Source organism: Enterobacter sp. BIDMC109, assembly GCF_001037885.1.
GTDB classification, from domain to species: domain Bacteria; phylum Pseudomonadota; class Gammaproteobacteria; order Enterobacterales; family Enterobacteriaceae; genus Enterobacter; species Enterobacter hormaechei_C.
The window spans coordinates 1,945,981-1,959,466 of the sequence record NZ_KQ090002.1; the positions used below are offsets into that span (position 1 = coordinate 1,945,981).

The 13,486-nt window shown below is 56.0% G+C and carries 11 protein-coding genes, 1 pseudogene and 1 other annotated feature (1 of these 13 cut by a window edge); of the genes and pseudogenes, 1 reads left to right on the forward strand and 11 read right to left on the reverse strand.

Annotation, left to right across the window (positions count from 1 at the left end; genetic code table 11):
* Positions 1 to 3 precede the first annotated feature (3 nt).
* The 4 genes and pseudogenes from SK62_RS09260 to SK62_RS09275 all read right to left on the reverse strand — a co-directional run bounded on the left by SK62_RS09260 (position 4) and on the right by SK62_RS09275 (position 4,096).
* Positions 4 to 2,190, reverse strand: coding sequence for a TonB-dependent siderophore receptor (locus SK62_RS09260; RefSeq protein WP_047719496.1), 2,187 nt, complete (start codon positions 2,188 to 2,190; stop codon positions 4 to 6).
* 180 nt (positions 2,191 to 2,370) lie between these two features.
* Positions 2,371 to 2,910 carry a septation protein A gene (locus tag SK62_RS09265; protein WP_003856762.1) on the reverse strand — a complete coding sequence of 180 codons (540 nt, stop codon included), beginning with the start codon at positions 2,908 to 2,910 and terminating at the stop codon, positions 2,371 to 2,373.
* Between the two features lie 13 nt (positions 2,911 to 2,923).
* Entirely contained in the window at positions 2,924 to 3,667 is a 744-nt protein-coding gene (locus SK62_RS09270) for a YciC family protein (protein WP_045347760.1), read from the reverse strand.
* Between the two features lie 25 nt (positions 3,668 to 3,692).
* A pseudogene (locus SK62_RS09275) lies at positions 3,693 to 4,096 on the reverse strand (YkgJ family cysteine cluster protein).
* Positions 4,097 to 4,378: 282 nt separating this feature from the next.
* Here SK62_RS09275 and ompW point away from each other — a divergent pair.
* Positions 4,379 to 5,011, forward strand: a complete 633-nt coding sequence (ompW, locus tag SK62_RS09280; RefSeq protein WP_045345089.1) for an outer membrane protein OmpW — start codon at positions 4,379 to 4,381, stop codon at positions 5,009 to 5,011.
* A gap of 286 nt (positions 5,012 to 5,297) precedes the next feature.
* Here the strand turns inward: ompW and yedF are convergent, their stop codons facing one another.
* The 7 genes from yedF to SK62_RS22660 all read right to left on the reverse strand — a co-directional run bounded on the left by yedF (position 5,298) and on the right by SK62_RS22660 (position 13,446).
* On the reverse strand, positions 5,298 to 5,531 hold the full coding sequence (yedF, locus tag SK62_RS09285; protein ID WP_003856774.1) for a sulfurtransferase-like selenium metabolism protein YedF: 234 nt from the start codon (positions 5,529 to 5,531) through the stop codon (positions 5,298 to 5,300).
* The gene (yedE, locus tag SK62_RS09290) at positions 5,528 to 6,739 is read right to left on the reverse strand and encodes a selenium metabolism membrane protein YedE/FdhT (protein ID WP_023296721.1); all 1,212 of its coding nucleotides are present in this window, start codon (positions 6,737 to 6,739) and stop codon (positions 5,528 to 5,530) included. The genes yedF and yedE overlap by 4 nt, the downstream gene beginning before the upstream one ends.
* A gap of 174 nt (positions 6,740 to 6,913) precedes the next feature.
* Positions 6,914 to 7,723 (reverse strand): tryptophan synthase subunit alpha, encoded by an 810-nt coding sequence (gene trpA / locus SK62_RS09295; RefSeq protein WP_015570379.1) that lies wholly within the window; start codon positions 7,721 to 7,723, stop codon positions 6,914 to 6,916.
* Positions 7,723 to 8,916 carry a tryptophan synthase subunit beta gene (gene trpB / locus SK62_RS09300; protein WP_003856780.1) on the reverse strand — a complete coding sequence of 398 codons (1,194 nt, stop codon included), beginning with the start codon at positions 8,914 to 8,916 and terminating at the stop codon, positions 7,723 to 7,725. Before trpB ends, trpA begins: the two co-directional genes overlap by 1 nt.
* A gap of 10 nt (positions 8,917 to 8,926) precedes the next feature.
* Positions 8,927 to 10,285, reverse strand: a complete 1,359-nt coding sequence (gene trpCF, locus SK62_RS09305) for a bifunctional indole-3-glycerol-phosphate synthase TrpC/phosphoribosylanthranilate isomerase TrpF (protein WP_023296720.1) — start codon at positions 10,283 to 10,285, stop codon at positions 8,927 to 8,929.
* A 3-nt stretch (positions 10,286 to 10,288) separates the two neighbouring features.
* Positions 10,289 to 11,884: a bifunctional anthranilate synthase glutamate amidotransferase component TrpG/anthranilate phosphoribosyltransferase TrpD gene (gene trpD / locus SK62_RS09310; RefSeq protein WP_017384223.1), complete on the reverse strand. Its 1,596-nt coding sequence runs from the start codon at positions 11,882 to 11,884 to the stop codon at positions 10,289 to 10,291.
* The gene (locus SK62_RS22660; RefSeq protein WP_015570383.1) at positions 11,884 to 13,446 is read right to left on the reverse strand and encodes an anthranilate synthase component 1; all 1,563 of its coding nucleotides are present in this window, start codon (positions 13,444 to 13,446) and stop codon (positions 11,884 to 11,886) included. Before SK62_RS22660 ends, trpD begins: the two co-directional genes overlap by 1 nt.
* A 23-nt stretch (positions 13,447 to 13,469) precedes the next feature.
* Positions 13,470 to 13,486, reverse strand: a sequence feature (Trp leader region); it runs 78 nt beyond the window's last position.

The following is a 13,486-nucleotide window of genomic DNA, read 5'->3' on the forward strand; positions in this document are numbered from 1 at the left end:
GGGTCAGAAGGACAGGGTCACGCCGGCGTAATACGCACGGCCTGGTTCGTTATAGGTCGATGCACCGTCATTTTCTCGGTAAATTTGCTTATCAAAGAGGTTGCTGATCCCGGCATTCAGGCGGAGATCTTTTGTCAGTTGATAGTTACTACCGATCCCAACGATGGAATAGGCGCCAATCTCTTTATCTGACATCGCATTCTGCTCTTTGCGGATTTCAGCATTTTCTCTTGGCTTCTGGCGGCCATACATCGTCCAGCTAAGGTTCGCTGAAAGTTTGCTGTTAACCTGCCAGTCGAGCATCGTGTTGACGGTATATTTTGGGATAATCGACAGAGGGTTGCCGGTGTCCTTACTTTCAGACTGAATCATATACGTCGCATTGGTACGCCAGGTTAGCGTGTCGCGAATAACCGGGACGGTGAGGTTGCCTTCCAGCCCCTCAACAACAGCCTTTCCTCCGTTCTGCCACTGAAGGATATTTGCGCCGCTGCTTGTCTGGCCCAGCACATCCGTTCCTGAAACAATCTTGTTTTTGTAATCGTTGCGGAACCAGGTTATGCCAGCCTCGTAGCCTTCCAGCGCGAAGGCCAGGCCAATCTCTTTGTTCACGCTGATTTCAGGATCCAGATCCGGATTACCTAACAGGTAACAGCTTCCTTCGGAAACGTTGTTCGGGCAGCCATTGCCGCGGGTGGAAAGCAGATAGCCTTCGCTGGATTGATACAGGTTTGGCGCTTTAAATACCCGAGCGATACCCGCTTTAACCTTGAACATGTCACCCAAATCCTGAGAGAGGTTCAGGCTAGGACTCCAGTTGCTGCCAAACTGATTGTGATAATCAAAGCGGAGCCCTGGGATCAGGTTGGTGCCCTGGCGCGCTTCAATATTGTCCTCAAGATAGATGCCAGTGAGGTCAGCGCTGTTTTTGCTGTTGCGCTCAGAAGCTGTACCGGGAACGCCGTTAATCACTTCTCCCGACACATTTGTCGCCTGCATTGAGGCCGGATCGTTCAGTTCATCACGGTTCCATTCTGCACCCACGGTTAGCGTCTGTTCGACCAGCCAGAAGAAAGGCATGTTCAGTTCACCCGTTGAACGGTATGACTCCAGCCGGCTGGTATCGTATTTATCGCTATTGATCATCCCCTCAACTTTGCCCGTAGAGCCTTCTTCCAGGCGGGTGTTGTTGGTCTTTTCATAATAAACACCGAACTTTGACTGACCCCAGTCCCAGATGCCGTTGTGCGTAATGCCATAAGACTGGCGGTACATTCGGTTCGTTTCGTGTCCATACAGGGACGACACCAGACCGTCAGGGCTGACGTTGCAGTTGCTGTATTGAGTATCACCCGCGTAGATATTGCCCTGGCGGCTGTAGCTGTAGTCGAAATCGATAATCTGCTGTGGCGTGAGTTTCCAGGAGAGCAGGGCATTAATGTCCTTGTTGCGCACGCCTTCACGTCCGGCGGCGTAAGAGCCGTTTTGCGCGGTGTTGATGTCCTGAGCATCTGCGTCAGTTTTGTTGATATTCCCGTACAGGCGCATCGTTAACGCATCGCCCGCAAGGGGGCCGCTCAGATCAAAATTAGCGCGTTTCGTCGCTCCCTCTTTATCATTTTCAGGCTGGTTAGTGTACAGGGAGAGCGAGCCGTGCCAGTCGTTAGTCGGGCGTTTGGTAATGATGTTGACGACGCCGCCGGCCGCCCCCGAACCATAGCGGGCGGCAGCAGGTCCCCGGAGCACTTCAATGCGCTCAACCATCTCTGGCGGAACCCAGTTGGTATCCCCGCGGGTGTCGCGCTCCCCGCGCCAGCTGTAGCGCACCGAGTTACGTGACGTCACCGGCACACCGTCAATCAGAATCAGCGTGTTCTCCGGCCCCATACCGCGGATGTCGATCTGGCGGTTGTTACCGCGGCTGCCTGTCGCGCTGTTTCCGGTGAGGTTAACCCCGGGCATTTTGCGAATAATTTCAGAAAGATCGTTAACCGGTGGATCCTTTTCTATGTCCTTTGCCGTGATGATGGAAACCCCCGGCTGTTGCTTCAGCGCCTCTTCAGCGGTGGCCTGAACAACCATTGTTTCACCATCGGCGAGAGGATCTTCCGCTGCGTGTGCGCTCTGGTATAACGTTGAAAGAATGGCGAGCGTAAGTGTAGCCGGGGCAAATCTTATTATGTTATTCATCAACTCATTTCCATTTGTTAAAAATGCGATGACGAATATTAATGATAGTCATTCTCATTACAATAAAGTGACAGCAATCTCCATAAAATCTTCATGATTCAGACATTTTCGCAGGGAGGATGTAGAGAAAAGAGAAGGCGGGATAAGAGGCCAGACCGCGTGGCGATCTGGCCAGAAGGATCAGTGCTTGTCATCCTGCGGCATGTGGCGATAAATATAAACGCCGCTGAGCAGGGTGAAGATAAGAGTCAGCGCCGTCAGACCAAACACCTTGAAGTTGACCCAGATATTCTGCGGCAGCCAGAATGCGATATAGATATTCGCCAGACCACACAGAATAAAAAATAGTGCCCAGGCGATATTCAGACGCCCCCACACAGCCTGCGGCAGGGTCAGTTCTTTCCCCAGCATGCGCTGGATCAGCGGCTTCTTCATCACCCACTGGCTGATGAGGAGTGCGCCCGCAAACAGGCCGTAAATCACCGTGACCTTCCATTTGATAAATTCATCATTGTGGAAGAACAACGTCAGACCTCCAAACACCGCCACCATCAGGAAGGTGATGAGCGCCATCTTTTCAACTTTGCGATAGCGAACCCAGCTGTAAATCAGCACCACAGCCGTTGCCACAATCAGCGCCAGCGTGCCGGCATAAATGTCGTACAGCTTATAAAAAGCGAAAAATACGATCAGCGGTAAAAAATCAAGAAACTGCTTCATTCTGCGATCCCAGTTACTGACGAATTAACATGTACAGGCGGAACAAATAGACCAGCAGCACGGCTGAAATCAGATTGCTCAGCGTATTGGCGACAACCGCTCCGACGTTTGGCGTTAACACCGCAAAATTCGGCGCAAACAGCAACAGCAGAGTTTTGGCCAGCAGCCAGCTGATAACGGCCGGGGCGACCAGTCGCATATTGGCCCATGCGAGCCTGATGCTGCTGCGCATGGCGGTGAAAATGCCCATTTTGTCCTGCACAACCATTACTGGCGCGAATGAAAGCACGATAGCCAGCAGCACGCCCGGAACGACAACCAACATTATCCCCATCTGGACCAGCAGCGTGGTAAGGAAGATGAGGATAAACAGTTTTGGCAGCACCGGAGCGCTGGCCCCGATTGCACGTAACGCGCTGACGCGTTGGCCGGCAGACACCAGCTGGATCATCAGCAACACGCCACCCGCCAGAATGGCGTTGCCAATCAGGCCCGAGAAGGTAGATGCCGCAGATGCGCGCAGCAAGATTTGCTGTTGCTCTGGCGTCATATTCTGTACAAGGTCAAACAACCCTGCGCTGCCTGCAAGATGATCCCCCTGGCTCAGCGTGGCAATCTGTTCATCACTGGGTGAGAACGCATGACCCAGCACCACCGTAATAAAGGCGCACAACAACGCGATCAGTAAAAAGGTAATGAACTGATTGCGGAAAAAATTTCCCGTGTCACGGTAGACAGACTTCGCCGTGATAGACATGCACTCTCCTTGAGTATTGCAGGTGTTAATTAGCCGGCAATTGTACACCGGATAACACGCTGGTGGCAGCATCAAGGCTTGTATGGAAAAGCATATCTTTGTAAAGCGGCGGTAATCCATAGCGGGCGCGGGCGCGATTGCATGCCTCATTGACCTGCCATCCTTTCCCGACATCGCGAAAGTGCGACACGGGCTGGGGCGATCCGCGTAAATGGAACAGCGGGTGGATACCCCAGGCTCACCTTGCAGTGCCACACAGCGGCTCTGTTTTTGGTTGGTGCCGCGCATACAGCGCAGAAAAGGGGTTAAGGGTTCCGTGAGATCAACCGGAACGGTGCCGCCGCCATCGCTGGCTTCAGCCCAGTAGAAAGAGACTCGAAAATACGCACAACAGGCTCCGCACGTCATGCACGGGTTATGATCACTCATGGCACACCTGCAAAAGTAGAACGCATCAAATCACATTGTGAGAGCGATAAATTATCCAGCCGCTACAGGAAGCGCAAGAGAGGGAAGACAGAAAATTTTGTAACCATGAAATGCCAAAAATTGACGCGGTAACAACTTATTGCTTTATGAGGCGTCACCAAAAATTAACCTAGATCAATGAATGTTAACTTACTGGTTTTAATGTGATCTGTGTTAGATCACTTATTACTCATTTGTGAGTATATTCTCCTCCGCAATTAAAACCACAACGATGGAGCGGATATGAAAAAATTAGCGGTGGCAGCCCTTATCTTAAGCAGTCTCTCTGGCGGCGCGTACGCGCATGAAGCAGGCGAATTCTTTATTCGTGCCGGTTCGGCAACGGTACGTCCAACGGAAGGGTCCGATAATGTACTGGGTATGGGCGGGTTTAACGTCAGCAATAACACCCAGTTAGGCCTGACGTTTACGTATATGGCAACGGATAACGTTGGCGTCGAGCTTTTAGCCGCCACGCCATTCCGTCACCGCGTCGGTTTAGGACCGACCGGGGACATTGCCACGGTTCACCATTTGCCACCAACGCTGATGGCGCAGTGGTACTTCGGCGATTCCAGCAGCAAGGTGCGCCCTTATATTGGTGCAGGCGTTAACTACACCACCTTCTTTGATGAGAAATTTAACGATACCGGTAAAGAGGCCGGGCTCTCCGATCTCAGCCTGAAAGACTCGTGGGGCATGGCGGGGCAGGTTGGTCTGGATTATCTGATTAACCGTGACTGGCTGATCAACGCCTCGGTCTGGTATATGGACATTGATACGGACGTGCGCTTTAAAGCTGACGGGCAGCAGCAAAGTATCAATACCCATCTGGATCCGTGGGTATTTATGTTCTCAGCAGGCTATCGTTTCTGACAGAAGATATATCCCCTGTCAGCCGGTGATTGCTGTAAGGTGGTTGTTCCATACACCTGGCTGGAGGGGATATCCCCAACATCAAATTTGAGTGTCCGGTTTGTGCAGGTAAACAGTTTCAGTTCACGACGTTCAGCCCAGCACATAGCCTACCTCACGGTGCTATCTGTTCCGTTTGCGGAACACGTCTCACCATTCATTCATGCCTGCCGAAGCTCAGACGACGACGGTGGCCAAAGCCAGTAAACTAGAAAAGGCCTCTGAGAGGCCTTTTTAGATCGTGAAGTCACTTCTGAATTAAATAACGAATGGTTGGTCCGTCCTGCTGGATATCCAGCACGGTATAGCCGTGATTTTTGGCATCAAGAGGAATGTTATTGATCGACTGGGGGCAATCGCTCACCACTTCCAGAATTTCACCTTTCTTTAGCTGCGGTAGCGCTTCAAGCGTGGCGACGGCCGGGTAAGGGCAAGGTTCACCCACCATATCGAGACGATAATCAGGCACGATCTCTTTCATGCGGCATTCTCCTGAGTTTCAGTTTTGGCGGTGGCGCGTCGGAAGAAGCGCTTCTCTTGTGCAACAACCAGTAAGAAGGCGATAAGCAGCAGGGCGTAGGTCACCAGGAGCCCCCCGAGTGGACCAAAGGTATTCAGCAGGTTGACCTTGTCCCAGTTTGTTGCCAGTACCGGAGAGACGTCATCCCAGTAGTAGGCCAGAATGGTAGAGCCAATCACGTTACCCAGACCCACCCACCAGTAATGCACCTGGCCTTCCACAGCGCGATACATCCAGCCGGTTTCACACCCGCCCGCCAGCACGATGCCAAAACCAAACAGCAGCCCGCCAATGACGGCATTTGGGCCCGCCCACATGATTTTCGGTTCCACGCCGAGCTGAACGTAGCTGAAGATGCCGATCGCGCTCACGGCCATACCGGCAATGATCGCCTTCGCCATCATGGTGCGTCCGGTGATCCACATATCGCGAAACGCGGAGGTAAAGCAGATCTGCGCGCGTTCAATCAGCAGACCAAAACCGACGCCGAACAGCATGGCCAGGCCAAGTTTTGGCTGATTCATCGCCGTGCAAATCGCCCAGGCAACCATGGCAAAAAAGACCAGCATACCGAGGCGGAAGCGACGACGCGCCTGATCGGGTTTTTGCGTTAACGGAGAGGCAGCGCTAACTTTCGTCATTTTCACCGGAATGCGGAACAGCGGCAGCAGGGTGAATTTAGCACCGAAGTAGGAGCCGATGGCGGTGGCGACGGCAAAGAACCAGGCATGCAGCGAGAACTGCGGAATACCGGTAAAGAACGCGGCCAGATTACAGCCCATCGCCAGGCGGGCGCCAAACCCGGCAATGATGCCGCCGACCACGGCCTGCATAATGCGGATGCGGCTTTTCGGCATGCGCAACTTAACGTTGTTGGCCCACAGCGCGGCCGCAAAACAACCGCCGAACATGCCAATGATCATCATCCCGTCGATGCGGGTCAGCGGTGTGCCCTCAAGATGGATCAGTTTGAAGTAGCCCCACTCTTCGGCATGGACGCCTGCCAGCTGTAATAGCTGCCCACCCCAGCGGGTAAACTCGCCCGTAACAGCCCAGAAGGTGCCGGTAATACCGAAATAATAAGTAGAGAGAATGCCTGCCGCGATAACGGCCGGAACAGGTGACCAGAACTTAACCAGGTAAGTCTGTTTGAAGGAATGCCATGACATGAATAACCTCTGAACTCAGAAGGGTAACGCTAAAAAGAGCCCAGATCATACGCTTACGCGAAAGTTTGGAAAGTCATTCACACCGAAAATATCGACAGGATCAATTTTGACCTGCTTCTTTCAGGAAGAGAGAAGGGAAAACCGCCTGACGCCGGGGCCAGACGGTGTTAACGGTTACGCCTTGCGCGTGGCCGCTTTCATGGATGTGACGAATGCGTGTAACTCAGCCAGCATCTGCTCTGGCTTATCCACGTTCTTCTCGATAATTTTCACGATAGCCGAACCGGAAATGGCTCCGGCGGCTTTCGCGTCAATTGCCGCAGTAACCTGATCCGGTGAGGAAATGCCAAAGCCCTGAAGCGGCGGTGCAGCATGGTATTCTGCCAGCTTCTCCACCAGATGATGCAGCGGCAGCGCGGCTTTGTTTTCCGCACCGGTGACGCCCGCACGGGAGAGCAGGTAGGTGTAACCTCGTCCGTAAGAGGCAATCTGGCGCAACAGATCGTCATCGGCATTCGGTGGACAGATGAAAATCGGCGCGACGTTGTGGCGCATTGCCGCCTGACGGAATGGCGCAGACTCTTCAACGGGCACGTCAGCCACCAGCACGGAGTCAACGCCCACGCGGGCGCACTCTGCGTAAAACGCATCAATACCGCGGCTGAACACCAGGTTGGCGTACATCAGCAGGCCGATCGGAATGGTCGGGTGCTTCTGACGGATCGCCGCCAGCATTTCAAAGCACTGGCTCGGCGTCACGCCCGCGGCAAACGCGCGTAGCGTTGCGTTCTGAATGGTCGGGCCATCCGCCAGCGGATCGGAGAACGGAATACCGAGCTCCAGCGCGTCGGCACCGGCATCAATCAGGGTGTCGATAATCTTCAGCGACTGCTCCGGGCCGGGGTCGCCCAGCGTCACGAAGGGAACGAAGGCGCCTTCCTGGCGAGCTTTCAGTTGTGCAAATGCGTTGTCGTAGCGTTCCATCAGATTTCCCCTCGTGCTTTCAGAATATCGTGAACGGTGAAGATATCTTTGTCACCGCGACCGGAAAGGTTTACCACCAGCAGCTGCTCTTTTTCCGGGTTTTCCTTCATCATTTTCAGCGCGTGCGCCAGCGCGTGGGAAGACTCCAGCGCCGGGATGATCCCTTCATTGCGGCACAGCGTTTTGAAGGCCTCCAGCGCTTCGTCATCGGTGATGGAGACATAATCCGCGCGGCCGGTGCTGTTCAGGAACGCGTGCTGCGGCCCTACGGACGGGAAATCCAGCCCGGCAGAGATTGAGTAAGACTCTTCAATCTGCCCTTCATCGGTCTGCATCATCGGGGCCTTCATGCCGAAGTAGATCCCCACGCGGCCATGCTTCAGCGGCGCACCATGCTCGCCCGTTTCAATACCGTGGCCGGCAGGCTCAACGCCAATCAGCCCAACGCTGGTTTCGTCGATAAAATCGGCAAACATGCCGATGGCGTTAGATCCGCCGCCAACGCAGGCGATCACCGCATCCGGCAGGCGACCCTCTTTTTCGAGGATCTGCGCTTTAGTCTCTTCGCCGATCATGCGCTGGAATTCCCGCACGATGGTCGGGAACGGGTGCGGGCCCGCGGCGGTACCGAGCATGTAATGGGCGGTTTCGTAGCTGCCAGACCAGTCGCGCAGCGCTTCATTACAGGCATCTTTCAGCGTGGCAGAACCGCTGTGCACCGGGATCACTTCCGCCCCCATCAGACGCATACGGAACACGTTTGGCGACTGGCGCTCAACGTCCTTCGCCCCCATGTAGATGCGGCATTTCAGGCCGAGCAGGGCGCTGGCGAGGGCGGATGCCACACCGTGCTGCCCCGCGCCGGTTTCGGCGATGATTTCGGTTTTACCCATCCGCTTCGCGAGCAGCGCCTGGCCAAGCACCTGGTTAGTTTTATGCGCGCCACCGTGCAGCAGATCTTCACGCTTAAGATACAGCGTAGTTTTAGTGCCTTCGGTCAGGTTGCGGCACTTTGTCAGCGCCGTCGGACGACCGGCGTAGTTTTTCAGCAGGTCGGTAAACTCCGCCTGAAACGCCGGATCTTTCTGTGCGCTCACGAACGCTTCTTCCAGCTGGCGCAGCGCGGGCATCAGGATTTGTGGGACATACATCCCACCGAACTCACCAAAATACGGGTTAAGTAATGTCGTCATCTTCTCTTCCTTAATATGCACGCAGAGTTTTAAATACCGATGCCAGCTTGCTGGCGTCTTTAATGCCCGGTTGGGACTCTACGCCTGAATTGAAATCGAGGCCTGCGCAGCCGGTTTTGGCCGCTTCCACACAGTTATCGGGGCTTAATCCCCCCGCCAGCAGGACATTGTCCAGCACTTCGCCACGCAGCAGTGACCAGTCAAAACGCTGCCCCGTGCCGCCCTGGCCGTTGTCGAGCACGTATTTATCAACATGCTTCAGGTTACGCGCGGGCAGGGTGGCGCCAACGCTTTGCGCTTTCCAGATCTGAACCTGAGGCGCCAGAACATGTCGCAGAGCATCGATGTACGCCTGATCTTCATCGCCGTGCAGCTGGACCGCGCTCAGGGATAACGCGTCCGCTTTTGCCGCAACGTCGTTAATATCCGCATTGCGGAACACGCCCACGTAGCTCAGAGGCGCAGCCGCCATCACCTTGTGCGCCTGTTCCTCATTAACGGCGCGAGGAGAGGACTCAACAAAGATCAGACCACCATAGATCGCGCCCGCTTCATATGCGGCCTGCGCATCCTGTTCACGGGTCAGGCCGCAGACTTTGTTCTCACCCAACAGCACGCGGCGCACGGCCGCATTAAGATCGTCGTGTTCCATCATCGCGGAGCCGATCAGGAAACCGTTGGCAAAGTGGCTGAGTTCGCGCACCTGAGCGTAGCTGTTAATCCCGGATTCGCTGATCACCGTGACGCCCGCGCCCAGACGCGGCGCAAGCTGGCGCGTACGGTTGAGGTCAATCGACAGGTCGCGCAGGTCGCGGTTGTTAATGCCGACCACTTTGGCTTCCAGCGCGATGGCGCGCTCCAGCTCCTCTTCGTTGCTCACTTCGGTCAGCACGCCCATATTCAGGCTGTGCGCGACGGCCGAGAGCTGGCGATACTGCTCGTCATTCAGCACGGAGAGCATCAGCAGGCAGGCATCTGCCTGGTAAAAGCGCGCCAGCCAGATCTGATACGGGTCGATAATAAAGTCTTTGCACAGTATCGGCTGCGGCGCGATGCCGCTGACTACGGGCAGAAAATCGAAGCTGCCCTGGAAATATTTCTCATCCGTCAGCACAGAAATGGCAGACGCATGATGCTTGTAGATACCGGCAATACGCGCCGGGTCGAAATCGTCGCGGATCACGCCTTTGGACGGAGACGCTTTTTTACACTCCAGAATAAACGCGGTACGCGCGCCCTGGAGCGCATCATAAAAACGACGGCTGCTCGGAACGACGTCATTCTGAAAACTGGCGAGCGGCTGCTGTTGCTTACGGGCTTCCACCCAGATGGCCTTATCGGCGACGATTTTCGCTAAAACGGTCTGCATTATTTACCCTCTTGCCGCAAGTGCGGTAACGCGATCGTAAGCTGCACCGGAGCGCAGTACGTCCAGAACTTTTTGGGCGTTGGCTTTCAGATCTTCCTCGCCATGTAAACGCATCAGCATGGCTACGTTGGCCGCCACGGCGGCCTCATGGGCGGCCTCACCTTTACCTTGTAATAAGCGCGTGAGAATGTCACGGTTTTCTTCCGGCGTGCCGCCCGCCAGGGCGTCCTGATGGTACGGGGTCAACCCGAAGTCAGCGGCCTCAAGCTGATAGTTCAGCACTTCGCCGTTATTCAGTTCCGCCACCAGCGTGGGCGCATGCAGGGAAACTTCATCCATCCCGCCGCTGTGTACCACGGCGGCGCGTTGGTAACCGAGGACGCGCAGCGTCTCCGCAATCGGCAGGACCAGTTCCGGGCTGTAAACGCCAATCAGCGCAAGCGGCGGGTGCGCCGGGTTAATGAGTGGACCGAGCACGTTAAACAGCGTGCGGGTTTTGAGCTGCTGGCGAACCGGCATCGCGTGGCGGAAACCGGTGTGATACTTCGGCGCGAACAGGAAACAGACGCCCAGGTCATCCAGCGCTTCACGGGAACGCTCGGCGTTCATGTCCAGGTTGATACCGAAAGCCGCCAGCAGGTCGGACGATCCTGAACGGCTGGACACGCTGCGGTTGCCGTGTTTCGCCACCTTCAGACCGCATGCCGCGGCCACAAAGGCGCTGGCGGTGGAAATATTGATACTGTTACTGCCGTCGCCACCGGTCCCGACAATATCGGCAAACGGATAGTCCGGGCGCGGGAACGGGGCGGCATTTTCCAGCAGCGCGGTTGCCGCGCCGGCGATCTCCTGCGGGCTTTCGCCACGTACCTTCATGCTCACCAGCGCAGCGGCCAGCTGCTCAGGCTTCAGCTCGCCGCGCACGACGGCGGAGAACAGCTGATGGCTCTCCTGCTGGCTCAGGGTCTGAGCCTGATACAGTTTTTCCAGAATCGGTTGCAGGGTGTTGGTCTGCTCCAGCTTTTGTAGCGCCCAGTCGAGCGTTTGCTCCAGCAGACGCGCGCCGTTGGACGTCAGGATAGATTCCGGGTGGAACTGCATCCCGCAGACGCGATCCGCATCGTGACGCACCGCCATCACCATCCCTTCAAACGAGGCGTTAATGGTCAGCCCGGCCGGAATATTGCTGCCGACCAGCGAGTGGTAACGGGCTACCGGAAGCGGGTTTGGCAGACCGGCAAACATCGCCTGACCGTCATGTTCAATACTTGACGCTTTGCCATGCAGGATCTCCCCCGCCTGACCCACGTAACCGCCGTAGGCTTCGACAATCGCCTGGTGGCCGAGGCAGATGCCGATAATCGGCAGCTTGCCGCGCATTCGGGTCAACAGCTCAGGCATACAGCCTGCTTCGCTCGGTGCGCCTGGGCCCGGGGAGAGCATCAGCACCGGGTTTTGCATGGTCGCCAGACGGTCAATCAGCGTCTGGGCCGGAACGTGGTTGCGATAGATAACGACGTTGTGACCATTCGCACGCAGCTGATCTGCCAGGTTGTAGGTAAAGGAGTCGATATTATCGAGCAGCAGAATGTCAGCCATCAGAAAATCTCCTGTGCATGGTGTGCGGTAGCAATGGCGCGCAGTACCGCGCGCGCTTTACTGCGGGTTTCGTCGGCTTCCGACTGCGGAACAGAATCCAGCACAATCCCGGCCCCGGCCTGGACGGTGGCAATGCCGTCCTCAACGTAGGCGGAGCGGATCACGATGCAGGTATCAAGGTCACCGTGAGCGGTGAAATAGCCCACGGCACCACCGTAGCTGCCGCGACGGCGTCCTTCCGCTTCGGCGATCAACTGCATAGCGCGGACTTTCGGCGCGCCGCTCAGGGTGCCCATGTTCATGCAGGCGCGGTAGGCGTGCAGAACGTCGAGGTCGTGGCGCAGTTCACCCACCACCCGGGAGACCAGGTGCATGACGAAGGAGTAGCGGTCGACTTTGGTCAGGTCCGCCACGTAGCGGCTGCCAGGCGTACAAATGCGTGCCAGATCGTTACGCGCCAGGTCAACCAGCATCAGGTGTTCGGAGAGCTCTTTATGGTCGGTACGCATTTCCAGTTCGATGCGGCTGTCGAGATCGCGGTCCAGGGAGCCATCGGCACGACGGCCGCGTGGACGGGTTCCCGCTATCGGGTAGATCTCAATCTGGCGGCTGGTGGCGTCGTACTTGAGGGAGCTTTCCGGCGACGCGCCAAACAGGGTGAAATCATTGTCCTGCATAAAGAACATGTACGGGCTTGGGTTGCTCTTTTTCAGCACATCGTAAGCCGCCAGCGGCGACGGGCAGGGCAGTGAAAAGCGACGGGACGGCACCACCTGGAAAATCTCCCCGGCACGAATCGCTTTTTGCATCTGACGCACCACCGCGCCGTACTGGTCGTCGGTCTGACTCACCTCGCAGGTCATCTTTTCAACACGCTGCACCGGGAGCGCGGGCGGTGCTTCTGACATCTGCTGTTGCAGTTGGGCGATGCGCTGCGCGAGGCGATTTTTCTCAGACTCAGACGGCGTGAAAAGGCTGGCCTGGATGCGGGTATATTTTTTCTGATGGTCGATCACCAGCAGGGTTTCGGCCAGGTAGAAACAGTAGTCCGGGCAGCGGTTTCCCTGCTCGGTTTCCGGTAAATCTTCAAAGCCAGCAACCAGGTCGTAAGCAAACAGCCCGCCAAAAAACATTGCTTCGCGCTCAACTTCCGGCACGGCCACCAGATTTTGCAGCAGGCGAAAGGCGTCAAAAACGGAGAGCGAGCAGAGGCGGGCATCCTCATCCAGCAGCTGGCTCACCGGCGGGAAATGCAGAATACGCAGGTCCGGGTGGCGTTCATTTTCAATGCCTGAAGGCAGCGCCGCATCCAGCAGCGGCAGGAGCGACGCGCCATTGTCAGACAACGCCCTGATAGTGACGGTGTCACCTAACGCGGTAATGCGCAGCGCGCTGTCAACCAGCAGCAGGCTTTTGAGGTCGTCCTTACTGTCGATATCAGCTGACTCCAGCAGCAGCGTCGCGGGACGTGCGCCGCACACCTGATGAAACAGCGCGGTAGGGTTATGGCGATAGGCCGCCTCGCAGGTCAGCAGTTCGAGATGAGGTTTGGCTGTTTGCATGTTGTTGTTCTCATATTCTGTTCAAAAAAAAGCCCGCTGG